Genomic DNA, 25,266 nt, shown 5'->3' with positions numbered 1-25,266 from the left:
GGTGGGGCGTTCGGCAACCCACCCGACAACTTCTGGGTAACGGGCAGGTCATCGATTCCCCTTGCCGGACCCCGCCCGGGGAGCGGTCAGGAACCCGACGGGGCGGGGGTGGCGGCGGCCGGCCCCGAGGGAGTGGGGGTGGCCTTGGCCGGCCCCGAGGGAGTGGGGGTGGCCTTGGCCGGCCCCGAGGGAACAGGGGTGACCTTGGCCGGCCCCGAGGGAGCAGGGGTGACAGCGGCCGGCTTCTTGCCCTTGTTGGCCTCGGCCACCCACTTCTTCAGGTTCTCCACGGTGATCGGCTCGTTCCCCTTCTTCGGGAAGATCGATTCCCCGTTGAGCAGCGCGGTCGGTGTGCCCTCGAATCCGCCGTTCTGGAACGCCGTGTTGGACTTCTTGACCCAGCTGTCGTGCGTGCCGTCGTTCACACAGCTGCGGAAATCGGGGGTGTCGAGCCCGGGGACCTTCCCCGAGAGCTCGATCAGCTTGTCGTTGTCGCTGAAGCCGTCGACGGTCTCCTGCGGCTGGTTGCGGTAGAGCACGTCGTGGTAGGCGGGGAACTTGCCCACGTCCTGTGCGCAGGCCGCCGCGTTGGCCGCCCGCAGCGAGCCGCTGCCGCCGAGATTGCCGTCGATGATCGTGGCCAGGTGGTACTCGATCTTGAGCTGTCCGCTGTTCTCCAGCTGGTGGATCGTGTCGCGGAAGGCGTTCTCGAACTGGGCGCAGACCGGGCAGCGGAAATCCTCCCAGACGGTGAGCGTGGACGGGGCTCCGTCCGCGCCGACCTGGATGGCCAGGCTGTCCTTCCCGGTCGCGCCGGACGGTGCGACCACGGGGCCCGAAGCCTCGCCCTTGCCGCTCTTGCCGCCCGAATTCGCGGCGATCACGCCGACGACGGCGGCCAGCGCCAGCACGCCCACCACCGCGCTGGTGACGATCAGCGTGCGCCTGCGGCGCTCGCTCACCCGCTGGCGCTCACGCTGCTGTACGAGCCGGTCTCGCGCGGCCCTTTTTCCCTTTTCGTTCTTCTCGCTCACACCCGCAGCAACGAACCGGGGAGGCACGTGCGTGCCTCCCCGGTCCAGGTCCACCCGTTCGGGTTACACCCGTTTCACCGCTTTCGAACGCCTTCGGCGAGTTCGCCCGCCAGGGAGCGGACGGCGGCCAGGCCGGCCGCCTCGTCGGGGGCGTCCAGGACGGCCTTGACGAAGGCCGAGCCGACGATCACCCCGTCGGCGAAGCCCGCGACCTCGGCGGCCTGCTCGGCGTTGGAGACGCCCAGGCCGACGCAGACCGGCAGCCGAGTGGTGGCGCGGGTGCGCAGGACCAGCTCCTGGGCCTGCTCGCCGACCGAGGCGCGGGTCCCGGTGACGCCCATCAGCGAGGCCGCATAGACGAAACCGGAGCCGGCCGCGGTGATGGTGGCGAGGCGCTCGTCCTTGCTGCTCGGCGCGACGACGAAGACGGTCGCCAGACCGTGCTTGTCGGCGTGCTCGCGCCACAGCTCGGACTCCTGGACCGGCAGGTCGGGCAGGATGCACCCGGCGCCGCCCGCCTCGGCGAGCTCGGCGGTGAAGCGCTCGACGCCGTACCGGTCGATCGGGTTCCAGTACGTCATGACGAGGATCGGGACGCCGGTCGCCTCGTGCGCCTCGCGGACGGTGCGCATCACGTCGGCGATCTTCACCCCGCCGCGCAGAGCGATGTCGTCGGCGGTCTGGATGACCGGTCCGTCGAGCACCGGGTCGCTGTGCGGCAGCCCCACCTCGACGATGTCGGCGCCGCCCGCCACGACCGCCTTCACGGCCTCGATCCCGCCGTCGACGGTCGGGAACCCGGCCGGGAGGTACGCGATGAGGGCGGCCCGGTTCTCCGCCTTCGCCTGTGCGAGGGCGGAACTCAGCAGCTCCACGTTGCCGCTCACTTGGTGACCTCCTCTTCCCCGTCGGCCACATCGGCCTCGACGACACCGTCGGCTCCGTCGTACAGCCCGAAGTAGCGGGCTGCCGTGTCCATGTCCTTGTCGCCGCGGCCGGACAGGTTGACCACGAGCAGCCCGTCCTTGCCGAGCTCCTTGCCGACCTCCAGGGCACCGGCCAGCGCGTGGGCGCTCTCGATGGCCGGGATGATCCCTTCGGTGCGGGACAGCAGGCGCAGCGACTGCATGGCCGCGTCGTCGGTGACCGCGCGGTACTCGCCGCGGCCGATGTCCTTGAGGTACGAGTGCTCCGGGCCGATGCCCGGGTAGTCCAGACCGGCCGAGATGGAGTACGGCTCGGTGATCTGGCCCTCGTCGTCCTGGAGGACGTAGCTGCGCGAGCCGTGCAGGATGCCGGGCTCGCCCGCGGTCAGGGTCGCCGCGTGCTCGCCGGTCTCCACACCGTGTCCGGCGGGCTCGCAGCCGATGAGCCGGACGTGCGCGTCCGGGATGAAGGCGTGGAAGAGCCCGATGGCGTTGGAGCCGCCGCCGACGCAGGCGATGGCGGCGTCCGGCAGCCGGCCGGTGCGCTCCAGGATCTGGCGGCGGGCCTCGACGCCGATGACCCGGTGGAAGTCGCGGACCATGGCCGGGAAGGGGTGCGGTCCCGCGACGGTGCCGAAGAGGTAGTGCGTGCGGTCCACATTGGCGACCCAGTCGCGGAACGCCTCGTTGATGGCGTCCTTCAGGGTCCTGGAGCCGGACTTCACGGCGATGACCTCGGCGCCGAGCATCCGCATCCGCGCCACGTTCAGCGCCTGCCGCTCGGTGTCGATCTCGCCCATGTAGATGGTGCATTCGAGGCCGAAGAGCGCGCAGGCGGTCGCGGTGGCGACGCCGTGCTGGCCGGCGCCGGTCTCGGCGATGACCCGGGTCTTGCCCATGCGCCTGGTGAGCAGCGCCTGGCCCAGCACATTGTTGATCTTGTGCGAGCCGGTGTGGTTGAGGTCCTCGCGCTTGAGGAAGATCCGGGCGCCGCCCGCGTGCTCCGCGAAGCGCGGGACCTCGGTCAGCGCGCTGGGCCGGCCGGTGTAGTTGACCATGAGCTCGTTGAGCTCGGCGGCGAAGGCCGGGTCGTGCTTGGCCTTGTCGTACTCGACGGCGACCTCGTCCACGGCGGCGACGAGCGCCTCCGGGATGAACTTGCCGCCGAACGCACCGAAATACCCCTCGGCGCTGGGGATCAGACCCTCCGGGTCCGGAATGAAGAAGTCAGATGACATCCGACGTGCTCCTCGACATCGCAATGGGTGGATTCACCGTATGCGCCATGAGCGGAGCGCCACCGCGACCGGCGATCGGTCGGGCGGTGCGGTCGTACGTACGACGGGAGTGGTGCGGGTACGTCGGCCGGGGCTCGCTACAGCGCGGTCCCCGTGCGCCATCGCATGCCGTTGACCTGGCCGGGCTCGTCGCCGATCACGTACCGCACCCGCCGGCCGTGCACCCGGCGCGCGGGGGCGCGGCAGCCGCGGGGGCGGCAGCCGCGCGCCAGCGGCGCGTGCGGAACCCGGGCCGTGGCTCCGGTGGGGCGCAGACCCCGCCGGCGACGGGACGCGGGACGTTCGGCGGACACGGGTCGGGTCAGCTCCGTCCGTGCCGAAGGGCGGGGTGGGCGCCGGCGGCGACCAGGTCGGCGACGGCGGCCCGCGGGTCGCGGCCGGTGACCAGCGACTCGCCCACGAGCACCGCGTCGGCGCCCGCGTTGGCGTACGCGATCAGGTCGTGCGGGCCCCGGACGCCGGACTCGGCGACCTTGACGATGTGGTTCGGGATCTCGGGGGCGACGCGCTCGAAGGTGGAGCGGTCGACCTTGAGGTCCTTCAGGTTTCGCGCGTTGACACCGATGATCTTCGCGCCGGCGTCCACGGCACGCTCCGCCTCCTCCTCGTCGTGCACCTCGACCAGCGGCGTCAGGCCGATGGACTCGGCGCGCTCGATCAGGGAGACCAGGGCCTCCTGGTCGAGGGCTGCGACGATCAGCAGGGCGAGGTCGGCGCCGTAGGCGCGGGCCTCCCAGAGCTGGTAGGAGGTGACGATGAAGTCCTTGCGCAGGACCGGGATGTCGACCTTGGCGCGGACGGCCTCCAGGTCGGCGAGCGAACCGCCGAAGCGGCGCTCCTCGGTGAGGACCGAGATGACGGACGCGCCGCCCGCCTCGTAGTCCGCGGCGAGCGCGGCCGGGTCGGCGATCGCGGCCAGGGCCCCCTTGGAGGGGCTGGAACGCTTGACCTCGCAGATGACGGTGACGCCCTCGCCGCGCAGGGCGGCGACTCCGTCCTTGGCCCCTGGAGCGCGCGCGGCGCGTTCCTTCAGCTCGTCGAGGCTGACACGCGCCTGCCGCTCCGCGAGGTCGGCGCGTACGCCGTCGATGATCTCGTCGAGCACACTCACGCGAGCGGCCCCCTTCCGGGACGGTGATGAGGGAAACAGCAGAACAGGATCAGCCATATCAATGCTATCCGCAGGAGGGCTTTCGGCCCGAATCGGCCGGTGGATGTCCCACTACCTGGGCACTCAGGGCGCCAGAGCCGAACCGAACGGCAGGTTCCGTACCACCGAGAAGACCAGCAGTACGGCCCCGATCCCCCACCAGACGACGGGCTTCGCCGCGATGCTCATGGGCCGGCCCCGCCAGGCGCGGACCACCCAGAGGGCCCAGAGGACGGCGAAGGCCGCGTAGCCGGCCACCGCGAGCGCGTTGGAGCCGAGGGCGGCGGCGATGTCGCCGTGCGCGACGGCGTGGGCGCTGCGCAGTCCGCCGCAGCCGGGACAGTAGAGCCCGGTGAAGCGGAGCAGCGGGCAGACCGGGTAGTGGCCGGGCTGGTTGGGGTCGACGGCACCCACGTAGCCGAACGCCCCGACGACGACGGCCATCACACCCGCCGGTACGGCCAGCCGCCGGACGCGCGAGGCGGGCACGGGGGCCGGTGGGAGGACCGGCGGGAACGGGTGGCCGGGAGCGGGCCCGGGGGCCGGGGCCGGCACTGCGGCGGGGGTAGGCGATGCGTCCACCCGGTGATTGTCCCCGTTGACGCGGAAAGGCGCAGCCCGGACCGGGCTGCGCCTCGTGTGCGTACGGCTGCCGCGTGGTGTCAGGAGACCTGGGCCTGTGCGGCGCGGGCCCGTGCCTGGGCCATCTCCGCGGACTCCTTCGGCATGCCGAGGCCCGCTGCCTTCATCGCGAGACCGACGACGCCGCCGAGGAGGACGATGGCGATGCCGGCCCAGAAGCCGACGACGTTGGCCGCGACCATGAAGACGCCTGCGACGCAGAAGCCGATGAAGGAGATGATGACACCGGTCCAGGCGGCCGGGGTGTGTCCGTGGCTGCTGCCCGCCATGAGTTGCTCCTTGTTGGTGATGCGCTGTTGGTATCGCTGTACGCAAAGCTGGTGGCGCTGTTGGTGCCGCTGTGCTGAAAGCTCGACTTCATTGTCCCGTACGTACGGGTAGGACGTGAGTTGGGGGTCACGTCTCGCGCGTCGGGTCCTCGCCGCGGTCCAGGGCCTTCCAGAGGTCCTCGGGCCGGTCCGGGTCGGGGGCGGTGCGGGCGGCCTTGCGGGGGCGGGGGGTGCCGTCCCGCTCGTACCGTCCCGACATGGTGGGCCAGAGCTTTCCGTAGCGCAGGGCGAGCAGCCCGGCGAGCAGGATCAGCAGGCCGCCGGCGGCGGTGACGTAGGGCCACGCGGTGTGGGTGAGCGCGTCGATGGTCGCCGAGGTGTCGCCGGTCGACTGCGCCGCCTTCTCGTCGAGCGCCGCGCTGTCCGAGGCGCCGAGGCAGGCGCTCAGTCCGGCACCGAGGCCGCTGAGGGCGAGGAGTCCGGCGACGAGCAGCCGGCCGGCCCGGCGGACCGCGAAGACGGCGACGAGGGCGGCCAGACCGACGATGGCGAGGGCCGCCGGGAGGCCGGTGACGTCCTGGCCGTCGGCGGTCAGGGGCAGTGCGCCGCCGCCGACGGACGCCTCGCCCTCGGCCCAGGTCTGGCTGGAGGCGAGCAGGACGACGGCGGCGCCCACCGCCCCGAGGAGCAGGCCGGCGGCCAGGCTGCGGCGGCTTCCCGCGCCGCCGGACGCGGTCGCGGCTCGGGCACGGGGCTGGGGTACGGGGACAGCACTCACATACCCCACTATCCCCTACCGCCTCAGAGCGTGTGGAGCCGGTTGGCCGTATGCACCGCGCGGAGCACCGCCGCGGCCTTGTTGCGGCATTCGGTGTCCTCGGCGACCGGGTCGGAGTCGGCGACGACGCCCGCTCCGGCCTGGACGTACGCGGTGCCGTCGCGGAGCAGGGCGGTGCGGATGGCGATGGCGGTGTCGGAGTCCCCGGCGAAGTCGAGGTAGCCGACGCAGCCTCCGTACAGTCCGCGGCGGGTCGGTTCGAGCTCCTCGATGATCTGCATCGCGCGGGGCTTGGGGGCGCCGGAGAGGGTGCCCGCGGGGAAGCAGGCGGTGAGGACGTCGAAGGCGGTGCGGCCCTCGGCGACGCGGCCGGTGACGGTGGAGACGATGTGCATCACGTGCGAGTACCGCTCGATCGACATGAAGTCGACGACCTCGACGGTGCCCGGTGCGCAGACCCGCCCCAGGTCGTTGCGGCCGAGGTCGACCAGCATCAGGTGCTCGGCACGTTCCTTCGGGTCGGCGAGGAGCTCCTCGGCAAGCGCCTGGTCCTCCTGCGGGGTGGCGCCGCGGTGCCTGGTGCCGGCGATCGGGTGGACCATCGCGCGTCCGTCCTCGACCTTGACCAGGGCTTCCGGGCTGGAGCCGGCGACGTCGAAGCCGTCGAACCGGAAGAGGTACATGTACGGCGAGGGGTTGGTGGCGCGCAGCACCCGGTAGACGTCCAACGCGCTTGCCGTGCACGGGGTTTCGAAGCGCTGGGAGGGAACGACCTGGAAGGCCTCGCCGGCCCTGATGCGTTCCTTCACGTCCTCGACGGCGTCCTGGTACGCCTCGCCGCCCCACAGTGCGGTGTACGGGGGCAGCTCGGACGGCGGGAGGGCGGCGGGGACGTTCTCGACGGGGCGGGAGAGGTCCCGTTCCATGGCGTCCAGGCGCGCGACGGCGTCCGCGTACGCCTCGTCGACGCCGGTCGTCAGGTCGTTGTGGTTGATCGCGTTGGCGATCAGCAGGACGCTGCCGTCCCAGTGGTCGAGCACCGCCAGGTCGGAGGTGAGCAGCATCGTCAGTTCGGGGACGTGCAGGTCGTCCTCGGCACTGTCGCCGATCTTCTCCAGGCGGCGCACGATGTCGTAGCCGAGGTAGCCGACCATGCCGCCGGTGAACGGGGGCAGTGCGTCGTCGACGACCACGTCGTGCGGGGTGTGCAGGGTCTCGATGGTGGCGCGCAGGGCCTGAAGCGGGTCGCCGTCGACGGGGACGCCGACGGGCGGGACGCCCAGCCAGTGGGCCTGTCCGTCGCGTGCGGTGAGGGTGGCGGCGCTGCGTACCCCGATGAAGGAGTAGCGCGACCAGGTGCGGCCGTTCTCCGCGGACTCCAGGAGGAAGGTGCCGGTGCGCTCGCCCGCGAGTTTGCGGTAGAGCCCGACCGGGGTGTCGCCGTCCGCGAGGAGCCTGCGGCTGACGGGGATGACGCGCCGGTCGACGGCGAGTTTGCGGAAGGTGTCGAGATCCATGGCGGCTGGCCCTTTACTGCGCGAGCGGGAGGACGTCGGCGTCGAAGCAGGTGCGGTCGCCGGTGTGGCAGGCGGCACCCGTCTGGTCGACCTTGACGAGGACGGTGTCGGCGTCGCAGTCCAGGGCGACGGACTTGACCCGCTGGATGTGGCCCGAGGTGTCGCCCTTGACCCAGTACTCCTGGCGGCTGCGGGACCAGTAGGTGCAGCGGCCGGTGGTGAGGGTGCGGTGCAGGGCCTCGTCGTCCATCCAGCCGAGCATCAGCACCTCGCCGGTGTCGTACTGCTGGGCGACGGCCGGGACGAGTCCGTCGGCACCCCGCTTGAGCCGGGCCGCGATGGCCGGGTCGAGGTTGCTGGACGGCGGCGGGGTGCTGGGCGTGGGCGCGCTGGTCATGCGCCCATTGTGCCGTGGCCCCGGCAGCGTTCCGGTGCGGCGTCCACTGGGCGGACCGGGCGCGTCGGCCGTACGCTGGCGACCATGTCGACCCATGCGAAGCGTGAACGACTTCTGCTCGCCGACCTGTTGGAGGCGGCGGGACCGGAGGCCCCGACCCTGTGCCACGGCTGGACGACCCGGGACCTGGCCGCCCATGTGGTGGTCCGGGAGCGCCGGCCGGACGCGGCGGGCGGGATCCTGCTGGGCGCGTTGCGGAACCGGCTCGAACGGGTGCAGGCCGAGTTCGCCGCGAAGCCGTACGAGGAGCTGATCCAGCTGATCCGTACGGGGCCGCCGCGATTCTCCCCGTACGCCGTGAAGCAGGTGGACGAGGCCGCCAACACCGTCGAGTTCTACATCCACGCGGAGGACGTCCGCCGGGCCCAGCCCGACTGGTCGCGGCGGGAGCTGGACCCGGTGTTCGCCGATGTGCTGTGGGCGCGCGCCGAGCGGACGGCCCGGATCCTGGGCCGCAGGTCCCCGGTGGGTCTGGTGCTGCGCCGCCCGGACGGCCAGACGGCGGTGGCGCACAAGGGGACCCCGGTGGTGACGGTGACCGGCGAGCCGGGCGAGCTGCTGCTCTTCGCGTTCGGGCGGCAGGACGCGGCCGTGGTGGGCCTGGAGGGCGACAAGGAGGCGGTGGACCGGCTGCACACGGCGGAGCTGGGGATGTAGGGCGTACGGGGGCGGGCTCAGCCCGGGAGTTCCGCGCGGCGCAGCCGGGTGAAGGCCAGGCCCGTCAGCGCTCCGGCGGCGCACAGCGAGGCGCTGGCGGCGAAGACCGGGCCGGTCCCCCAGATCGCGACGGCGGCACCCGTGACCGGGTAGCTGAGCGGGGCGATCGCGTGGGTGAACAGGGTCGAGACCGAGGTGACCCGGCCGAGGTAGGCGGGTTCGGTGACGGTCTGGATCAGGGCCCCGCACAGGGAGCCGCCGAGGCCCGCGAAGAGCCCGACACAGGCCGCCGCGGTGGCGGCGAGGGCCACCGAGGGCAGCTGGGCCAGGGAGCCGATGGCGACCGCGCCGACCAGCACGGCCAGGCACATCACCAGTCCGGCGCGCGGCACCCGGCCGCGCACGGCGAGCAGCAGTGCCGTCGCGCCGGCGCCGATCCCGAAGGCGGCGATGATCCAGCCCATGCCGGACGCCCCCCAGTGGCGCTCCTCGGCGAGCAGGATCAGGCCGAGGTTGAGCGGCCCGACGAAGCCCAGTTCGCTGACGGCGACGACGATCATCAGCGGTCCGAGCAGCGGGTGGCGGCGGATGTGGCGCAGCCCGTCGGCCAGGTCGTGCCAGGCGGTGCCGGACGGTTCGGCGCCCTTCCGGTCGGGCAGCGGGCGGATCCGCAGGGACAGCAGCAGCGGCAGCGACACGGCGAAGAGCACCCCGGCGGCGGCGAACGCGAGCGTCGGTCCGCCGAGGGCCACCGCGACGCCGCCGAGCGGGGCGCCGACGACATTGGCGAGGCGTGTGGCGAGCCCGCGCATTCCCTGGACGCGGGCCAGCTGTCCGGGGGCGGTGACCCGGGGCGGCAGCGCGCCGACGGCGGGCAGGAAGAGGGCGTCGACCACGCCGAACACGAGCGCGACGGCGATCAGCATCCACAGCGCGGGCGAGGTGAGCAGCAGCGCGCCGGCCAGGCCGAGGACGACCAGGCAGCGGGCGGCGTCGCTGCCTATGACCACGCGGCGCGGGCCGATCCGGTCGGCGAGCACTCCCCCGCCGAGCATCAGCACGGCCCGGGGTATGGAGCCGACGGCGAGAACGACCCCGGTCTGGGTGTCGCCGCCGGTGCGGGCGGCGGCCCAGGCGAGCGCCATGTAGTAGACGCTGTCGCCGATCATCGAGGCGGTGTAGGCGCCGAGCCAGCGCAGGACGTTGGCATCGCGGTGGGCGGGGCGTTCGGCGGCTTGCGGGGGCGCGACTGTGACGGTCATGGCTCGTCCTCCTCGGGTGGCCGGTTCAGGTCCGGAACGGGAATCCGTACACGTGCAGGGCTACTTGTTCGCGGCCCTCCGAACCACCGGCCTCCTCACGGGCGCGGCTGGCCTCCTGGTATCGGTCGATCAGCTCGTGCATCTCGCGGGAGAGCGCGGCGAGCTCCTCGGCGGTGAGCCGGGGCAGGTACTCGGAGGAAAAGGAGGCACTGCGCCACTCGGGGGCCCAGGACTGGGCCGAGTCGAGGTGGCGGCGGTAGAGCTCGACGTGCTGGTCGAAGGAGAGCCGGCCGACGGCGGCGTGCGTGGCGACCAGCTCGGGGGCGTCACTGAAGTCCTCGTCGTGGAAGCTCAGCCCGTCCGAGGCGAGTTGCCACCAGCGTTCACGGCCGTCCTTCCCCTGCTGCTCGGCCTCCTCGATCAGGCCGTGGTCGGCGAGCTTGCGCAGGTGGTAGCTGACGAGCGAGACCGCCTCGTCGACCTGGTCGGCCAGTTGGGACGCGGTGGCCTTGCGGGCGATGTAGAGCGCCCGGTAGAGCCGCATCCGCAGGGGGTGACCGAACGCCTTCAGGGTCTCCAGGTCCGAGATCCGGCGTGATTCCTTGCTTGCCATGCCCCGACCGTAGATGGAAAAGAAAACTTGCGCAATATTAATTGCGCAATAAAAGCTGCGGAATCGTGGACGGTGGAAGAGCCAGACGCCGGGCGGGGCCGGTTCCTCGGCTCCGCCCGGCGTCGGGCTCGGTGAGTGCTGCGGGTCAGCGGACCGGGTGCCCGGCCTCCCTGAGCGCGTCCTTGACCTCGGAGATCCGCAGATCGCCGAAGTGGAAGACGGAGGCGGCGAGCACCGCGTCGGCGCCCGCCTCGATGGCGGGTGCGAAGTCCGCGAGCCGGCCGGCACCGCCGGAGGCGATGACGGGGACGGTCACGTGCTTCCGTACCGCCGTGATCATCTCGGTGTCGTAGCCGTCCTTGGTGCCGTCCGCGTCCATCGAGTTGAGCAGGATCTCGCCCGCGCCCAGCTCGGCGGCGCGGTGCGCCCATTCGACGGCGTCGATGCCGGTGCCCTTGCGGCCGCCGTGCGTGGTGACCTCGAAGGTGCCGGCGGGGGTGCGCCGGGCGTCCACGGAGAGCACCAGGACCTGGCGGCCGAAGCGCTCGGCGATCTCCCGGATGAGGTCGGGGCGGGCGATGGCGGCGGTGTTGACGCCGACCTTGTCCGCACCGGCCCGCAGCAGCTTGTCGACGTCGTCGGCGGTGCGGACGCCGCCGCCGACCGTGAGCGGGATGAAGACCTGCTCGGCGGTGCGGCGCACCACGTCGTAGGTGGTCTCCCGGTCGCCGCTGGAGGCGGTGATGTCCAGGAAGGTCAGCTCGTCGGCGCCCTCGGCGTCGTACAGCTTCGCCATCTCGACGGGGTCGCCCGCGTCGCGCAGGTTCTGAAAGTTGACGCCCTTGACGACCCGGCCGTTGTCGACGTCCAGGCAGGGGATGACGCGTACCGCGAGGCTCATCGCGCACCTGCCCGGTAGGCCTCGACCTCGACCTCGACGACCAGGCTCGGGTCCACGAAACCGGACACGATGAGCATCGAGGCGGCGGGGCGCACGTCGTCGAAGAGCTCCTTGTGGGCGCGGCCGACCTCGTCCACGTCCCGGGCGTGCGTGATGTACATCCGGGTGCGGACGACGTCCTCGCGGCCCAGGCCGAACTGCTTCAGCGCGTCGAAGGCGACCCTGAAGGCGGTGACGGCCTGCTCGTACGGGCCGCCCGCGGAGATCTGGCCGTTCTCCACCGAGGTGCAGCCGGCGACCAGGACGAGGCCGTTCGGCAGCTCCACCGCGCGGGAGTAACCGAACTTGTCCTCCCACGGGCCGCCGGAGGAGACGCGGTTGACGGTGTCGCTCATCCGGAGACCACCTGCAGCGCTTCTTCGAGGGTGAACGCCTTCGCGTACAGCGCCTTGCCGACGATCGCGCCCTCGACGCCGTCCGGGACGAGCGAGGCGATGGCCCGCAGGTCGTCCAGCGAGGAGACGCCGCCGGAGGCGACGACGGGCTTGTCGGTGGCGGCGCAGACGTTCTTCAGGAGCTCCAGGTTGGGGCCCTGGAGCGTGCCGTCCTTGGCGATGTCGGTGACGACGTAGCGGGCGCAGCCCTCGGAGTCGAGGCGGGCGAGCGTCTCGTAGAGGTCGCCGCCGTCGCGGGTCCAGCCGCGGCCGCGCAGCGTGGTGCCGCGGACGTCGAGGCCGACGGCGATCTGGTCGCCGTGCTCGGCGATGACCTTGGCGACCCATTCCGGGGTCTCCAGGGCGGCGGTGCCGAGGTTGACCCGGCGGCAGCCGGTGGCGAGGGCGGCGGCGAGCGAGGCGTCGTCGCGGATGCCGCCGGAGAGCTCGACCTTGATGTCCATGGCACCGGCCACCTCGGCGATCAGCGCCCGGTTGTCCCCGGTGCCGAACGCGGCGTCCAGGTCGACCAGGTGCAGCCACTCGGCCCCGGCGCGCTGCCAGGCGAGGGCGGCCTCCAGCGGGGAACCGTAGGAGGTCTCGGAGCCGGACTCGCCATGGACGAGGCGGACGGCCTGGCCGTCGCGGACATCGACGGCGGGGAGCAGTTCAAGCTTCGGCATCAGAGTGTCTCGATCCAGTTGGTCAGCAGCTGGGCGCCGGCATCGCCGGACTTCTCGGGGTGGAACTGGGTGGCCCACAGGGCGCCGTTCTCCACGGCGGCGACGAACGGCTCGCCGTGGGTGGCCCAGGTGACCCGGGGGGCGCGGATCTTGGGGTTGGTGACTTCCAGGCTCCAGTCGTGCACCGCGTAGGAGTGCACGAAGTAGAACCGGGCCTCGGCGTCGAGACCGGCGAAGAGCTGGGAGTCCTCGGGGGCCCGCACGGTGTTCCAGCCCATGTGCGGGACGACGGGGGCCTTCAGCGGGGCGACGGTGCCGGGCCATTCGTCCAGGCCCTCCGTCTCCACACCGTGCTCGATGCCGCGCTCGAAGAGGATCTGCATTCCGACGCAGATGCCCATGACGGGGCGGCCGCCGGAGAGCCTGCGGCCGATGATCCATTCACCGCGGGCCTTCTTCAGCCCCTCCATGCAGGCGGAGAACGCGCCGACGCCGGGCACCAGCAGCCCGTCGGCGTTCATCGCCTTGTCGAAGTCGCGGGTGATCTCGACGTCCGCGCCGACATGGGCCAGGGCCCGCTCGGCGGAACGGACGTTGCCGAAGCCGTAGTCGAAGACGACGACCTTCTTGTTGTCGCTCACAGCTCGTTCCCTCAGTCCCAGAGTCCCTGGATCCGCAGAATGCCTGCCACCAGGCACATCACGGAGGCGAGCGAGAGCAGGACGATGACGCCCTTGGGCATGCCCTGCTTCGCGAAGGAGTAGACGCCGCCGGCCAGGAAGAGGCCGACGACGATCAGGATGGTGTTGAGGCCGGTCACAGCGCGCCCTTCGTGGAGGGGAGTATCCCGGCGGCGCGCGGGTCGTGTTCGCTGGCGTAGCGCAGGGCGCGGGCGAGCGCCTTGAACTGGCACTCGACGATGTGGTGGGCGTTGCGCCCGTACGGCACGTGGACGTGCAGGGCGATCTGCGCCTGCGCGACGAAGGACTCCAGGATGTGCCGGGTCATCGTCGTGTCGTACTCGCCGATCATCGGCGCCATGTTCTCCGGCTCGGTGTGCACCAGGTAGGGGCGGCCGGACAGGTCGACGGTGACCTGGGCGAGCGACTCGTCCAGCGGGACGGTGCAGTTGCCGAAGCGGTAGATGCCGACCTTGTCGCCGAGCGCCTGCTTGAACGCGGCGCCGAGGGCGAGGGCGGTGTCCTCGATGGTGTGGTGCGAGTCGATGTGCAGGTCGCCGTCGGTCTTGACCGTGAGGTCGAAGAGGCCGTGCCTGCCGAGCTGGTCGAGCATGTGGTCGTAGAAACCGACCCCGGTCGACACATCGACCTTGCCGGTGCCGTCGAGGTCGATCTCGACGAGTACCGAGGTTTCCTTGGTGGTGCGTTCGACTCTTCCTACGCGGGCCGCGCGAGTCATGCGTCGTGCTCCTTCTTCAGTTCGCGTACCGCATCGAGGAACGCGTCGTTCTCTGCCGGGGTGCCAGCGGAGACCCGCAGCCATCCCGGTACGCCGTTGTCCCGGACCAGGACGCCCCGGTCGAGGATCCGCTGCCAGGCGGTGTGGCTGTCGGCGAAGCGGCCGAACTGGACGAAGTTGGCGTCCGAGTCGGTGACGTCGTAGCCGAGGGCGCGCAGCTCGGTGACGATCCGGTCGCGTTCGTCCTTGAGCTGCGCGACGTATCCGAGCAGCGTATCGGTGTGCTCCAGGGCGGCGAGCGCGGTGGCCTGGGTGACGGAGGACAGGTGGTACGGCAGCCGCACCAGCTGGACCGCGTCGACCACGGCCGGGTCGGCGGCGAGGTAGCCCAGGCGCAGCCCGGCGGCACCGAACGCCTTCGACATGGTGCGCGAGAGGACCATGTTCGGCCGGCCCTCGATCAGCGGGAGCAGCGAGGCATGGTGGCTGAACTCGCCGTACGCCTCGTCGACCACGACCATCGACGGCCCGGCCGCCTGGGCGGCGTCGTACAGCGCGAGCACGGTCTCCGCGTCGACGGCGGTGCCGGTGGGGTTGTTGGGCGAGGTGATGAAGACGACGTCGGGGCGGTGCTCGGCGATGGCCTCGCGGGCGGCCTCGACGTCGATGGTGAAGTCCTCGTTGCGCGGTCCGGAGATCCAGCCGGTGCCGGTGCCGCGGGCGATGAGGGCGTGCATGGAGTACGAGGGCTCGAAGCCGATCGCGGTGCGGCCGGGGCCGCCGAAGGTCTGGAGGAGCTGCTGGAGCACCTCGTTGGAGCCGTTGGCCGCCCAGACGTTGGCGAGGGAGACCTCGTGCCCGGCGGTGCGGGTGAGGTAGCGGGCCAGTTCGGTACGGAGCTCGACGGCGTCCCGGTCGGGGTAGCGGTTGAGGTCGCGGGCGGCCTCGCGGACCCGCTCGGCGATCCGGTCGACGAGCGCCTCGGGCAGCGGGTAGGGGTTCTCGTTGGTGTTCAGCCGCACGGGCACGTCGAGCTGCGGCGCCCCGTAGGGGGACTTGCCGCGCAGTTCGTCCCGGATCGGGAGGTCGTCGATGCGGGTGCGGGGGGTGTTGCCGTTCGTCACTGCTGCGGGACCTTCCAGCCGAACCTGGCCTTGAGCGCGGCGCCGTGGGCGGGGAGGTCCTCCGCCTCGGCGAGGGTCACGACGTGGTGGGTGACCTCGGCGAGCGCGTCGCGCGTGTAGTCGACGATGTGGATGCCGCGCAGGAAGGACTGCACGGAGAGGCCCGAGGAGTGGCAGGCGCAGCCGCCGGTGGGCAGGACGTGGTTGGAGCCGGCGCAGTAGTCGCCGAGCGAGACCGGGGACCAGGGACCGACGAAGATCGCGCCGGCGTTGCGGACCCGGTCGGCGAGTGCGGCGGCGTCTGCGGTCTGGATCTCCAGGTGCTCGGCGGCGTACGCGTCGACGACCTTGAGGCCGTCCTCCAGGTCGTTGACCAGGACGATCGCGGACTGGCGGCCGGCCAGCGCGGGCTCGATCCGGTCGGTGACGTGCTTGGTCGCGGCGATCTGGGGCTTCAGCTCGGCCTCGGTGGCCGCGGCCAGCTCCTCGGAGTCGGTGACCAGGACGGCGGCGGCCATCGGGTCGTGCTCGGCCTGGCTGATCAGGTCGGCGGCGACGTGCACCGGGTCTGCGGTGGAGTCGGCGAGGATCGCGATCTCGGTGGGGCCCGCCTCCGCGTCGATGCCGATGCGGCCCTTGAGGAGGCGCTTGGCGGCGGCGACGTAGATGTTGCCGGGGCCGGTGACGAGGTTCACCGGAAGACATTCGGCCGTTCCGTACGCGAACATCGCGATGGCCTGGGCGCCGCCCGCCGCGTACACCTCGTCGATGCCGAGCAGGGCGCAGGCGGCGAGGATCGTGGGGTGCGGCAGGCCGTCGAAGTCCTTCTGCGGCGGGGAGGCGACGGCGATGCCCTCGACGCCCGCCTCCTGGGCCGGTACGACGTTCATGACCACGGACGACGGGTACACGGAGCGGCCGCCCGGCACGTACAGCCCGACGCGCTCGACCGGCACCCACTTCTCGGTGACGGTGCCGCCGGGGACGACCTGGGTGGTGTGCGTGGTGCGGCGCTGCTCGCGGTGGACGAGGCGGGCGCGGCGGATCGACTCCTCCAGGGCGGCCCGCACGGCCGGGTCGAGCCGCTCGACGGCCGAGGCGATCGCCTCGGCCGGGACCCGGATCGAGTCGAGCCGTACGCCGTCGAATTTCTCCCCCCACTCGATCACTGCCGCGGAGCCACGATGGCGTACGTCCTCGCAGATGGGCCGCACCGTCTCCAGGGCGGCTTCCACGTCGAACTCGGCACGGGGCAGCAGGTCGCGCAGGGCTCCACCCTCGGGGAGGGCATCGCCGCGCAGATCGATTCGAGAGATCACACCGCAATTCTCGCAGACCGGCTCCGGCGTCCGGTCGCCCGTATCACTGGCTGATACATGTCCCGGACGTCACTGCTGACAAAAAGCGTTCACGTCGTCACCCAGAGGGAAGAACAGCTCCGAGCGGAAGGGGCACCCGTGACCGAACCGCACGACGGCGATTTTCCGGACGGTCTGAGCGCGGCCGAGCTGGGCATGTGGCAGGCCTTCCGGAACGGCAGCACCTACGATCTGCGCGCCCGCGATCCCGCGCGCGACGATCCGTTCGCACCGCGTGTCTGGGGACCGGAGCGCAGTGTGGACGGGCGCGTCGTCGCCCGGCTGCTGCTGTCCGGGCCGCCGCCACGGCCGGGACGGGTGGCCGCGCTGAAGCTCCGGGGCGTCCGGATCACCGGCACACTCGATCTCGCGGGCGGGCGCGTCGCGCCGTACGTCGAGATGACCGGCTGTCGCTTCGAGAACGAGGTGGTGCTGCCGGAGTGCCACTTCACGACGTTGCGGATCGTCGGCTGCGCGATGCCGCGGCTGGAGGCGGCCCGGCTGCGCACCGAGGGCGATCTGCATCTGCCGCGCTGCCGGATCCCGCGCGGGATCCGGCTCACCGACGCCCAGATCGGCACCGATCTGCTGATCAACCAGATCGAGATCGGCCCGGACCGGGGCGGGCGGGCGCTGGCCGGTGACGGGCTGGCGGTCGCCCAGGACCTCCAGGCGGAGCTGATCGAGGCGCGCGGCGAGCTGAGTCTGCGCGGGGCGAAGGTCGGCGGTTCGCTGAGCCTGCGCGGCAGCCGGCTGCGCGGCAGGGAGGGGCGGCGCGCGCTGAACGCGCCTCAGCTGACCGTGGAGCGGACGCTGTACATGAGCGAGGCGTGGGTGAGCGTCGACACCGGCATCCAGGGCACCACTCCCCCGTACGGCATCGTCATGGCGTCGACGCCGGCGAACGGCACCCGTGCGCAGGGCTTCGAGTGCCGCGGCGGGGTGCGCCTGGACGACGGGCGGTTCGGTGACGCGGTCGATCTGCACAAGGCGCGGTTCGTGCTGGCCCGGCACGAGGAGCTGTCGCTGCGCCGGATCGTCACCCCGGAGCTGCGGTTCAACGCGGAACGGCCGGAGGAGGGCCGGGTCGTGCTGAACGGCGCGAAGGTCGTCACGCTGATCGACGTGTCGACCAGCTGGCCGGGTCCCGGCGGGCTGGCGATGGGCGGTTTCGTGTACGAGAACCTCGTCCCGTACGGGCACTTCCCGCTCTCCCGGCGCCTGGAGTGGGTGGCGGCGGCGACCCCGGAGTACGTCCCCGAGCCGTACGAGCGGCTCGCGACGGTGCTGCGCAACTGCGGGGAGGACGCGGACGCCCGGGAGGTGCTGCTGGCCAAGCAGCGGCGGCGGCGCGAGACGCTGCCGCTCGCCGGGAAGCTCTGGGGCTACCTCCAGGACTGGACGGTGGCGTACGGCTACCGGCCGGGGCGGGCCGCGCTGTGGATGGCGTTGCTGTGGGCGGCGGGGGCGATGGCCTTCTCCCGGCACGTCCCGGCGGCGATCAAGCAGGACGAGCATCCGCAGTGGAACCCGGCGCTGTACGCGCTGGATCTGCTGATCCCGGTGATCAATCTGGGCCAGGACGGCTACTGGCGGATGGAGGACGGCTGGCAGTGGGCGGCGGCCGTGCTCGTACTGCTGGGCTGGATACTGGCCACGACCGTGGCGGCGGGCGCCTCACGGCTGCTGCGGCGGGGCTGACGGGATCCGGCCACCACCGGCCGGACGACGGGCCGCCCGGCCGCTCGCGGCCCGTCGTGCCGAGCGGCCGTCCGGCGCCTGCGGACCGCGGTCGAACGGGCGCCCGAGCTGCGTCCGAAGTACCGCACACCATTGGCCGGACCAGCGGGAACAAGCCAGATTCCGGACTTTCCTTTACTTCTTCTTGACTCGGTCCGGTACAACCCATTCACTCGGCACCAAAGCTTCACAGCGAGCCTCTGGCGCCGCCCCGACCAGGGCTTTTCAATGGTCTGCACCATGCCAATCCTTCGTGCTCTGCTCCGCGCCGCGCGCGCGGTCCGGCTCCCTTCGCAGGGGCCCGCCGGACTGCCCGCGGACGACGAGGTGCTGCTCGACGCCCCCGACGAGCGGCTCTCCCCGGCACTCGTCGCCGCCGCCCTCGGGGAGTACGGACCGGCCGCGAAGCTCCTCGCCACCACCCGGGACGGCGCCGAGTGGGAGAACCGCGACCGCTACCTCGGCCGGCTCGTCACCTTCGCCCGCAACCGCGACGGCTGGCTGACCGACTGGCTCGCCGCCTCCCCGCACGACCCGGACGCGCTGCTCGTCAAGGCCGAGCTGGCGGTCCGCCGGGCCTGGGAGTCGCCCGCCCGCGCCGAGCAGCTGCGCGAGGTGGGGCCGCTGATCTCGGCGGCGGCCGAGAGCGATCCGCGCGACCCGGTGCCCTGGCGCCTGGCGCTCGACCACGCCCGCGGCACCCACGCCACGCACACCATGTTCGAGGCGCTGTGGGGGCAGGCGATCCGGCGCTCCTCGCACCACTACGGCTGCCATGTCGCGGCGCTGCGGTACCTCTCCGCGGCCTGGTACGGCTCGCACCGCGAGTGCTTCGACTTCGCCGAGCGGGCCGCCGAGGACTCGCTGCCCAGTTCGCTGGTGCAGGCGCTGCCGCTGCGGGCCGCCTTCGCCCTGCTGATCGAGGGGCCCGGCGCCCGGACCACCTCGGTGCAGGAGGAGCGGATCGACGCGGCGGCCGATCTGGCCATCGAGCTGTCCGCCTCGTTCGAGCCGGGCGACCCGTGGCCCGCCGAGGTCCGCAACCTGCTGGCGTTCGTGCTGGTCGGCCGGGGGCGCTGGGACGAGGCCCTGGAACAGTTCCGGCAGATCGGACCCCATGCGGCGTCGTTCCCGTGGTCGTCGGTCTCCGACGATCCGCTCGGCCGGTTCCTGGAGGCGCGGGACGAGACACGGCTCCGGGCGGCCTGCGCGGCAGCGATCCCGGGACGGGCCGACCGGGGCCGGGCCCGCGGCCATTACGCTTGACCGTTGTGACCACCGCTCGCCTGCCTCTGTTCCCGCTGAACGCGGTGCTGTTCCCCGGCCTCGTGCTGCCGCTGAACGTCTTCGAGGAGCGTTATCGCGCCATGATGCGCGAGCTCCTGAAGACCGACGAGGACGAACCCCGCCGGTTCGCCGTGGTAGCGATCCGCGACGGCCGCGAGACCGCCCCGACGGGCGCCGGAATGCCGGACGCGGTGAACGTCCCCGCCGAGCGCGGCCCCGCGGACGGCTTCGGCCCCGACCCGGTCCAGACCTTCCACCGGGTCGGCTGCATCGCCGACGCGGCGAAGATCCGGGAACGGCCGGACGGCAGCTTCGAGGTCCTGGCCACCGGCACCACCCGGGTCAAGCTGCTCTCCGTGGAGGCGAGCGGCCCCTTCCTGACGGCCGAGCTCGAAGAGCTGGACGAGGAGACCGGCGAGGAGGCGGGGGCGCTCGCCGAGGGCGTACTGAGGGCCTTCCGCAGCTACCAGAAGCGGCTGGCCGGGGCGAGCGAACGGTCGCTGACGACCGGCGCGGACCTGCCCGACGACCCCTCCGTCGTCTCGTACCTGGTCGCGGCGGCGGCCGTACTGGACGTCCCGACCAGGCAACGGCTGCTCCAGGCGCCCGACACCGCGACCCGGCTGCGCGAGGAGCTGACGCTGCTCCGCTCCGAGACCGCCGTCATCCGCCATCTCCCGTCCCTGCCCGCAGTGGATCTGACCCGCGCCCCGACCCACCCCAACTGATCCGAAGACCGACCGATCGACCGAGGACCGCTCCCCGTGGCGAAGAAGCCCAAGAAGCAGCAACAGTCCGGCGGCACCCCGGCAACGGTCGCCCTGACCGCGTCCGGCACGGCGTTCACCATCCACTCCTACGACCACGACCCGGCCTCGGCCTCCTACGGCGAGGAGGCGGCCGAGGCACTGGGCGTCTCCCCCGACCGGGTCTTCAAGACCCTGGTCGCGGACGTCGACGGCACGCTGACCGTGGCGGTCGTCCCGGTGGCCGGCTCACTGGACCTCAAGGCCCTGGCCGCCTCGGTGGGCGGCAAGCGGGCCACCATGGCCGACCCGGCGGCCGCCGAACGCACCACCGGCTACGTGAGGGGCGGCATCTCCCCGCTGGGCCAGCGGAAGCGGCTGCGTACGGTACTGGACGCGTCGGCACGGTCCCACGAGACGATCTGCGTCTCGGCGGGCCGCCGGGGCCTGGAGGTCGAACTCTCCCCGACGGATCTGGCGTCACTGACGGGGGCGGTGTTCGCGGAGATCGGCCGGGACGACTGACCCCGTTCCGGCCCGTCCGGCACCGCTCGCCCCGTCCGCGCCTGTTTCAGCCACCCGCGCCCATATCAGCCCACCCGAGCCCATTCCAGCCCGTCCGGCGGTCGAGGACCGGGGTCCGGGGCAGAGCCCCGGTTCCGGGAAGGGGCGGGTAGGGGACGAGCCCCGCGCAGCGGCCCACCCACCCGCACCCGCACACCTACGACTGCGCCGACGCCTCCGGGGAACCCGGCGCACCCGGAGCGCCCGGAGCGCCCGGAGCGCCCGGAGAACCCGGAAACACCCCCCACTCCGGCTCCGGATCCCGCGGCCCGAACATCGCGGTCAACCCGAGATGCACCGCCATCGCCCCCAGCGGCCACGCCAGCAGCGCCCCCTTCGCCCGCAGCTGGAGCGGCGCGTCGAAGACCACGCCCTTGCCGACCGCCCGCGCGTGCGCGACCACGTCCTGCGTCGGCCCGAGCCACACCCCCAGCCGCCAGGCCAGCAGCGAACCGAGCAGCCCGCCCAGCGCGAGCCCCACCACCAGGGCGATCCCGCCGCGCCGCTGGAACCAGAAGACCAGCGCCGCGGAGACCGCCCCGAAGGCCAGGGCCAGCAGCACGAACGTACCGTCGGCGCCGATCGCCTCCTCGCCCTCGCTGTCGCTCAGGAAGACGGCGGTGCTGTCGGAGATCAGCGGAACCCTCGGCGCCAGCCACAGCCAGAGGAGCCCGAGCGCGACGCCCGAGACGGTCACCAGAGCGGCGACGACCGCGGCCCTGCGCAGTTCCGGCGCGAGAGCCTTCTCCTCGGGCGCTCCCGGCAGCCCTCCCGGCTGGTGCGCACCGATCAGGTGCGAGCCCCCCGGGCCACCCCAGTTCGGCGGGGTCTGCCAGGGATCGTTGGACGAGGGCTGGTGAGGCGGCGTCAGAGGTGCGGTCACCGTGCCATCGTGCCAGGCGCCCCCGCGCCGCGCCTCACCGGACCGCTGCCCTGCGGTACGCCCACGTCGCCACGGCCAGCGAGAGCACGCCGACCACGGCACAGACGGCGAGGTCCAGCACGACTACCGCCCAGTCCGGGTGGGCGTCGAAGGACCGGGCCAGCGCCTCGACGCCATAGGTCGAGGGCAGCAGATCGCGCGCCCAGCCGACCGGCGTCGGCAGCCGGTCCGCGGGGAGCACACCGAGCAGCAGCGCCGCCGACATGCCCAGCTGGCCGAGGAGCGTGGCCAGCTCCTGCCGGGGCGCGAGCAGCCCCAGTGCCGCGCCCAGCCCGGAGAGCGCCGCCCCGGAGAGCGGGATGACCGCGACGAGCACCCACAGATGCGTCAGCGGCAGCCCGAACATCACGCTGCCGGCCACCGCCGTGACGATCGTGCCGGGCACGGTGAAGGAGGCGTACGCCCCGGCCGCACCGAGCACCACCGAGGCGGGCGGCACCGGCAGGGTCGCGTAGTGGTCGAGCCCGCCGCCGGCCCGCAGCTGCCCGAAGTACTGGGCGAGGAGATTGAGCGCGACGAAGGCCACGACGAGGACGCTGGAGCCGGCGACGACGGCCCGCGCCTCGGAGCCGCCGTCGACCACCCCGCGCATCAGCACCATGATCCCGACCGACTGGAAGGTCGCGACGAAGAGCAGCGGGATACGGGCGACCCTGGCCCTGGACAGCTGGGCGCGGTAGACCGCCGCGAGCGAGGGGAACAGCCGGGCGCTCGGGGCGAGCGGCGCGGGCGCCGCCCCCTCGCCGTCGAAGCCGTCGAGGCCGTCGCCAGGACCGTCCTCCGTGGCCGGGACGGGTCCGGTCACCGCGTGCGCGGGAACGATGCTCGTCACCTGGCGCTGCTCCTGTTCGTTCCCTGCCCGGCCACGCACCCGCACCCGGTCGTCCCACTGACCCCGGCCACCCCGTCGGCCCCCGTCATGACTTCACCAACCCCTTGGTCGCGTCCCCGCCGAGCGCGAGATAGACGTCCTCCAGGCTGGGCGTCGCCAGCGTGAAGTCGTCGAGTGCGGCGAAGGCCGCGCCGCCGGTCACCGCGGCGACCGCCGCCCGCGCCTCGTCGGGACCGAGCCGCAGCACCCAGCGCCGCCCGGACTCCTGGGCCGAGCAGCGCAGCGCGGCCACCTCGGGCACGTCCAGGGGCGCCCGCTCGCGCCACACCAGCTCGACCCGGACCTCGCCCGCGACGCGTTCCTTGAGCCCGGTCGGCGTGTCGCAGGCTATGACCTTGCCGTGTTCGATCACGGCGACCCGGTCGAGGACGGTCTCGGCCTCGATGACGTTGTGGGTGACGAGCAGCACCGTCGTACCGCGCTCGGCCCGGCGCCGGTCCACGGCGGCCCAGACGGCGCGCCTGGCGACGGGGTCCATGCCGGTCGTCGGCTCGTCCAGCAGCAGCACCGGCCGCTCGCCGACCAGCGCGGCGGCGAAGCAGGCGAGCCGCCGCTGCCCGCCGGAGAGCTTCTTCAGGGGGCGTCCCGCGATCTCGGTGAGGCCGAGTTCACCGAGTACGGCGTCACGTTCGGCGCGGGCGTCGGCCGCGGCGAGGCCGCGCAGCCGCCCGGTGGTCTCGGCGGCGAGCGAGACGGTCAGCTCGTCGAGAGCGGTGGACTCCTGCCCGAGGTAGCCGATCAGCCGGGAGGCGCGCTCCGGGTGGCGTACGAGGTCGTGGCCCAGCACGGTGACACTGCCGGAGTCGGGGCGCATCAGCCCGGTGAGCTGCCGTACCAGGGTGGATTTCCCGGCGCCGTTGGGGCCGAGGAGGCCGAAGATCTCGCCGCGCCGCACGTCCAGGCTGATCCCGTCGGTGGCACGCACCTCGGGTGTGGCGGGGGTGCCGCGGCGGCCGCGGGCTGCGGGATAGGTCTTGACCAGATCACGCACCGCGCACACGGTCCCGGTCGCCGGCTGCGCCTGTGCTGTGCCCGTACTCACGAGGTACGAGGGTACGGGGTCGGATGCCCCGGATTGCGCCCGGGGCCACGCCGGCCGGGCTCCGGCGCGGCGACCGGTGGCCGGGTCGCCCGCCCGTGACCCCGCTCCGCCGTCAGTCGGCGGACGGGCTCGTCCGCTCCGCCGCGGGGGTGTGCTCGGCCGCCGCCCGTACGTCGATCTCCCGCCAGAATCCCGCCCGGATCGCGTAGCGGTCGTGCTCGTCGATCTGGTCGTCCTTGTGGGCGAGCAGGCCGAACCGGGCGGCGTAGCGCAGCAGCTCGCCGTCGATGCGGTGCGGGATGCGCGGGTACATGGTCGACAGCTTCTGCAGATGGACGGTCTCCGGGAGTCGCTCCATCCAGCGACGGGCGAAGACCTGGCCCACCTCGAACGGGTCACCGCCGACGGTGGTGATGTCCTCCTCGCGGTCCGCCCAGCGCTGCTCGGCGCTGGTGAGCTGGGCCAGTGTCGGCAGCGAGGCGGTCTCGGCGGGCTCGCCCAGCGGTCCGCCGCGCTCCGCCCAGCTCTTGTCGGAGGACCAGCGCAGGGTCGCGCCGGCGGGCGACGGCTGCGGGAGGTGCCGGTCGGGCTGGGCACCGGGGCCGCGCAGGCTGCCTGCCAGGTCCTTGGGGGTGGGGACGCCCCGGCCGCCGGGCACGGGGCGGTCGGTGGCGGTGCTCTCCTCGGGCGGTGCCGCGGCGGCCGCCGCCTGGGCCTCCGAGGCTCGCTCGGCGGAGGCGGCGAGGGCGGCCTCGGGAAGCGGCGCGGAGAGGATCGCGGCGATCTCCGGGCGGGGCACGGGGGGCGGGGCGCAGACGCCGCCGGTCTCCTTGGCACGTACCGCCTGGGTGATCCAGGCCCGGTCGAGCACCCTTCGCTCGTCGGCCTCGGCGACCAGATCCTCGGACTGGTTGTAGTCGCCGTCGGCGGCCTGGACGGCCCACAGGTGGACGGCGACGCCGTGTTCCTTGGCGGACATCAGACCGGGCAGCAGATCGCCGTCGCCGGTCACCAGCACCACGTCGGAGCAGGCCCGGTTCCTGGCCAGCTCGGTGAGCTCGGCGTGCATCGCGGCGTCGACGCCCTTCTGGGCCCAGCGTCCGTCGCTGCGGGTCAGGGCACCGAGCCGGACGGTGACCCGGGGCATCACGCGCAGCCTGCGGTGCTCGGGCTGCGGCACCCGGTCGGGGGCGCCGTCGAACCAGTAGATCCGCAGCAGCGGCTGCTCCGTATCGGCCTCGGCCCGCTCGCGCAGGCCCCGGATGAGGGCCGCGTGGTCGACCGTGATGCGGGAACGGGCCGGTTCTCCTGCCAGCAGGCTCGCGGCTGCGCCCAGCAAGTAGCCGGCGTCCACCAGGACGACGCAACGGTCCACGCGATCCACCCTCTTCCAGAAGTTCGGGTGCGGTCTTTGCCAAGGGTTTCCTTCGAGTCTGCCCGACCGCGCAGGGGTTGACGGCCGGAACTCGATCATCGGCGTGGCGGATCCGGGAAACCACGTGCCCCGCACCCCACTACGCACGGTAATGA

General features: G+C 72.6%; 29 protein-coding genes. 5 read left to right on the top strand and 24 right to left on the bottom strand.

Annotation, left to right across the window (positions count from 1 at the left end; genetic code table 11):
- Positions 1–86 precede the first annotated feature (86 nt).
- The 10 genes from OG842_RS29265 to hisI form a co-directional block, all read right to left on the bottom strand.
- Entirely contained in the window at positions 87–1,034 is a 948-nt protein-coding gene (locus tag OG842_RS29265) for a DsbA family protein (RefSeq protein WP_266736653.1), read from the bottom strand.
- Positions 1,035–1,108: 74 nt separating this feature from the next.
- Positions 1,109–1,921: a tryptophan synthase subunit alpha gene (gene trpA / locus OG842_RS29260; protein WP_266736655.1), complete on the bottom strand. Its 813-nt coding sequence runs from the start codon at positions 1,919–1,921 to the stop codon at positions 1,109–1,111.
- Positions 1,918–3,198 (bottom strand): tryptophan synthase subunit beta, encoded by a 1,281-nt coding sequence (gene trpB, locus OG842_RS29255; protein ID WP_266736656.1) that lies wholly within the window; start codon positions 3,196–3,198, stop codon positions 1,918–1,920. Before trpB ends, trpA begins: the two co-directional genes overlap by 4 nt.
- 137 nt (positions 3,199–3,335) lie before the next feature.
- Entirely contained in the window at positions 3,336–3,551 is a 216-nt protein-coding gene (trpM, locus tag OG842_RS29250; RefSeq protein WP_373302390.1) for a tryptophan biosynthesis modulator TrpM, read from the bottom strand.
- 8 nt (positions 3,552–3,559) lie between these two features.
- On the bottom strand, positions 3,560–4,369 hold the full coding sequence (trpC, locus tag OG842_RS29245; RefSeq protein ID WP_266736658.1) for an indole-3-glycerol phosphate synthase TrpC: 810 nt from the start codon (positions 4,367–4,369) through the stop codon (positions 3,560–3,562).
- A gap of 123 nt (positions 4,370–4,492) precedes the next feature.
- Positions 4,493–4,990: a DUF2752 domain-containing protein gene (locus OG842_RS29240; protein WP_266736659.1), complete on the bottom strand. Its 498-nt coding sequence runs from the start codon at positions 4,988–4,990 to the stop codon at positions 4,493–4,495.
- An 80-nt stretch (positions 4,991–5,070) separates the two neighbouring features.
- Positions 5,071–5,319, bottom strand: coding sequence for an HGxxPAAW family protein (locus OG842_RS29235; RefSeq protein ID WP_266736661.1), 249 nt, complete (start codon positions 5,317–5,319; stop codon positions 5,071–5,073).
- A 127-nt stretch (positions 5,320–5,446) separates the two neighbouring features.
- Entirely contained in the window at positions 5,447–6,106 is a 660-nt protein-coding gene (locus OG842_RS29230) for a TIGR02234 family membrane protein (RefSeq protein WP_266736663.1), read from the bottom strand.
- A gap of 14 nt (positions 6,107–6,120) precedes the next feature.
- Positions 6,121–7,692, bottom strand: coding sequence for an anthranilate synthase component I (locus OG842_RS29225; RefSeq protein WP_266736665.1), 1,572 nt, complete (start codon positions 7,690–7,692; stop codon positions 6,121–6,123).
- Positions 7,628–8,011 (bottom strand): phosphoribosyl-AMP cyclohydrolase, encoded by a 384-nt coding sequence (gene hisI, locus OG842_RS29220; protein ID WP_266736667.1) that lies wholly within the window; start codon positions 8,009–8,011, stop codon positions 7,628–7,630. Before hisI ends, OG842_RS29225 begins: the two co-directional genes overlap by 65 nt.
- A gap of 84 nt (positions 8,012–8,095) precedes the next feature.
- On the opposite strand from hisI, the gene OG842_RS29215 reads away from it, so the two are divergent.
- Positions 8,096–8,728, top strand: coding sequence for a TIGR03085 family metal-binding protein (locus OG842_RS29215; protein WP_266736668.1), 633 nt, complete (start codon positions 8,096–8,098; stop codon positions 8,726–8,728).
- A gap of 17 nt (positions 8,729–8,745) precedes the next feature.
- On the opposite strand, the gene OG842_RS29210 is transcribed toward OG842_RS29215, so the two are convergent.
- From OG842_RS29210 to hisD, 10 genes are all read right to left on the bottom strand, one after another.
- Positions 8,746–9,990 (bottom strand): MFS transporter, encoded by a 1,245-nt coding sequence (locus OG842_RS29210; RefSeq protein ID WP_266736669.1) that lies wholly within the window; start codon positions 9,988–9,990, stop codon positions 8,746–8,748.
- Positions 9,991–10,015: 25 nt separating this feature from the next.
- On the bottom strand, positions 10,016–10,603 hold the full coding sequence (locus tag OG842_RS29205) for an ArsR/SmtB family transcription factor (RefSeq protein WP_266736671.1): 588 nt from the start codon (positions 10,601–10,603) through the stop codon (positions 10,016–10,018).
- A 145-nt stretch (positions 10,604–10,748) separates the two neighbouring features.
- Positions 10,749–11,504, bottom strand: a complete 756-nt coding sequence (gene hisF / locus OG842_RS29200; protein WP_266494637.1) for an imidazole glycerol phosphate synthase subunit HisF — start codon at positions 11,502–11,504, stop codon at positions 10,749–10,751.
- Positions 11,501–11,899, bottom strand: coding sequence for a RidA family protein (locus tag OG842_RS29195; RefSeq protein WP_266736673.1), 399 nt, complete (start codon positions 11,897–11,899; stop codon positions 11,501–11,503). Before OG842_RS29195 ends, hisF begins: the two co-directional genes overlap by 4 nt.
- Complete coding sequence (priA, locus tag OG842_RS29190) at positions 11,896–12,621, bottom strand: bifunctional 1-(5-phosphoribosyl)-5-((5-phosphoribosylamino)methylideneamino)imidazole-4-carboxamide isomerase/phosphoribosylanthranilate isomerase PriA (RefSeq protein WP_266736675.1); 726 nt, start codon at positions 12,619–12,621, stop codon at positions 11,896–11,898. Before priA ends, OG842_RS29195 begins: the two co-directional genes overlap by 4 nt.
- Entirely contained in the window at positions 12,621–13,262 is a 642-nt protein-coding gene (gene hisH, locus OG842_RS29185; protein ID WP_266736677.1) for an imidazole glycerol phosphate synthase subunit HisH, read from the bottom strand. The genes priA and hisH overlap by 1 nt, the downstream gene beginning before the upstream one ends.
- Before the next feature lie 11 nt (positions 13,263–13,273).
- Positions 13,274–13,441, bottom strand: a complete 168-nt coding sequence (locus OG842_RS29180) for a hypothetical protein (RefSeq protein ID WP_164493121.1) — start codon at positions 13,439–13,441, stop codon at positions 13,274–13,276.
- Entirely contained in the window at positions 13,438–14,040 is a 603-nt protein-coding gene (gene hisB, locus OG842_RS29175; protein WP_266736679.1) for an imidazoleglycerol-phosphate dehydratase HisB, read from the bottom strand. Before hisB ends, OG842_RS29180 begins: the two co-directional genes overlap by 4 nt.
- Positions 14,037–15,164, bottom strand: coding sequence for a histidinol-phosphate transaminase (locus tag OG842_RS29170; RefSeq protein ID WP_266736681.1), 1,128 nt, complete (start codon positions 15,162–15,164; stop codon positions 14,037–14,039). The genes hisB and OG842_RS29170 overlap by 4 nt, the downstream gene beginning before the upstream one ends.
- Positions 15,161–16,483, bottom strand: coding sequence for a histidinol dehydrogenase (hisD, locus tag OG842_RS29165; RefSeq protein ID WP_266736683.1), 1,323 nt, complete (start codon positions 16,481–16,483; stop codon positions 15,161–15,163). The genes OG842_RS29170 and hisD overlap by 4 nt, the downstream gene beginning before the upstream one ends.
- Before the next feature lie 138 nt (positions 16,484–16,621).
- Between hisD and OG842_RS29160 the strand changes: the two genes are divergently transcribed.
- The 4 genes from OG842_RS29160 (at position 16,622) to ybaK (ending at position 20,820) form a co-directional block, all read left to right on the top strand.
- Positions 16,622–18,223 carry an oxidoreductase gene (locus OG842_RS29160; protein WP_266736685.1) on the top strand — a complete coding sequence of 534 codons (1,602 nt, stop codon included), beginning with the start codon at positions 16,622–16,624 and terminating at the stop codon, positions 18,221–18,223.
- 267 nt (positions 18,224–18,490) lie between these two features.
- Positions 18,491–19,528 carry a hypothetical protein gene (locus tag OG842_RS29155; RefSeq protein ID WP_266736687.1) on the top strand — a complete coding sequence of 346 codons (1,038 nt, stop codon included), beginning with the start codon at positions 18,491–18,493 and terminating at the stop codon, positions 19,526–19,528.
- A gap of 5 nt (positions 19,529–19,533) precedes the next feature.
- Complete coding sequence (locus OG842_RS29150) at positions 19,534–20,277, top strand: LON peptidase substrate-binding domain-containing protein (protein WP_266736688.1); 744 nt, start codon at positions 19,534–19,536, stop codon at positions 20,275–20,277.
- 36 nt (positions 20,278–20,313) lie between these two features.
- Positions 20,314–20,820 (top strand): Cys-tRNA(Pro) deacylase, encoded by a 507-nt coding sequence (ybaK, locus tag OG842_RS29145; protein WP_266736689.1) that lies wholly within the window; start codon positions 20,314–20,316, stop codon positions 20,818–20,820.
- A 196-nt stretch (positions 20,821–21,016) separates the two neighbouring features.
- Here ybaK and OG842_RS29140 read toward each other — a convergent pair whose 3' ends face one another.
- The 4 genes from OG842_RS29140 to OG842_RS29125 form a co-directional block, all read right to left on the bottom strand.
- On the bottom strand, positions 21,017–21,742 hold the full coding sequence (locus OG842_RS29140) for an ABC transporter permease (RefSeq protein WP_266736690.1): 726 nt from the start codon (positions 21,740–21,742) through the stop codon (positions 21,017–21,019).
- Between the two features lie 34 nt (positions 21,743–21,776).
- Complete coding sequence (locus OG842_RS29135; RefSeq protein WP_266737359.1) at positions 21,777–22,505, bottom strand: ABC transporter permease; 729 nt, start codon at positions 22,503–22,505, stop codon at positions 21,777–21,779.
- Positions 22,506–22,719: 214 nt separating this feature from the next.
- Complete coding sequence (locus OG842_RS29130) at positions 22,720–23,694, bottom strand: ABC transporter ATP-binding protein (RefSeq protein ID WP_266737361.1); 975 nt, start codon at positions 23,692–23,694, stop codon at positions 22,720–22,722.
- Between the two features lie 154 nt (positions 23,695–23,848).
- On the bottom strand, positions 23,849–25,120 hold the full coding sequence (locus tag OG842_RS29125; protein ID WP_266736691.1) for an NYN domain-containing protein: 1,272 nt from the start codon (positions 25,118–25,120) through the stop codon (positions 23,849–23,851).
- Positions 25,121–25,266 lie beyond the last annotated feature (146 nt).

It is taken from the genome of Streptomyces sp. NBC_00376 (genome assembly GCF_036077095.1).
In the GTDB taxonomy this organism is placed as follows: Bacteria; Actinomycetota; Actinomycetes; order Streptomycetales; family Streptomycetaceae; genus Streptomyces.
This window is presented reverse-complemented; position numbering and strand designations above follow the sequence as displayed.

Coding starts and splice junctions, on each gene's coding strand:
- trpB (WP_266736656.1), bottom strand. CDS start 3,198: ATGTCATCTGACTTCTTCATTCCGGACCCGGAGGGTCTGATCCCCAGC.
- OG842_RS29235 (WP_266736661.1), bottom strand. CDS start 5,319: ATGGCGGGCAGCAGCCACGGACACACCCCGGCCGCCTGGACCGGTGTC.
- hisI (WP_266736667.1), bottom strand. CDS start 8,011: ATGACCAGCGCGCCCACGCCCAGCACCCCGCCGCCGTCCAGCAACCTC.
- OG842_RS29215 (WP_266736668.1), top strand. CDS start 8,096: ATGTCGACCCATGCGAAGCGTGAACGACTTCTGCTCGCCGACCTGTTG.
- OG842_RS29210 (WP_266736669.1), bottom strand. CDS start 9,990: ATGACCGTCACAGTCGCGCCCCCGCAAGCCGCCGAACGCCCCGCCCAC.
- OG842_RS29205 (WP_266736671.1), bottom strand. CDS start 10,603: ATGGCAAGCAAGGAATCACGCCGGATCTCGGACCTGGAGACCCTGAAG.
- hisF (WP_266494637.1), bottom strand. CDS start 11,504: ATGAGCCTCGCGGTACGCGTCATCCCCTGCCTGGACGTCGACAACGGC.
- OG842_RS29195 (WP_266736673.1), bottom strand. CDS start 11,899: ATGAGCGACACCGTCAACCGCGTCTCCTCCGGCGGCCCGTGGGAGGAC.
- priA (WP_266736675.1), bottom strand. CDS start 12,621: ATGCCGAAGCTTGAACTGCTCCCCGCCGTCGATGTCCGCGACGGCCAG.
- hisB (WP_266736679.1), bottom strand. CDS start 14,040: ATGACTCGCGCGGCCCGCGTAGGAAGAGTCGAACGCACCACCAAGGAA.
- OG842_RS29155 (WP_266736687.1), top strand. CDS start 18,491: ATGGTCTGCACCATGCCAATCCTTCGTGCTCTGCTCCGCGCCGCGCGC.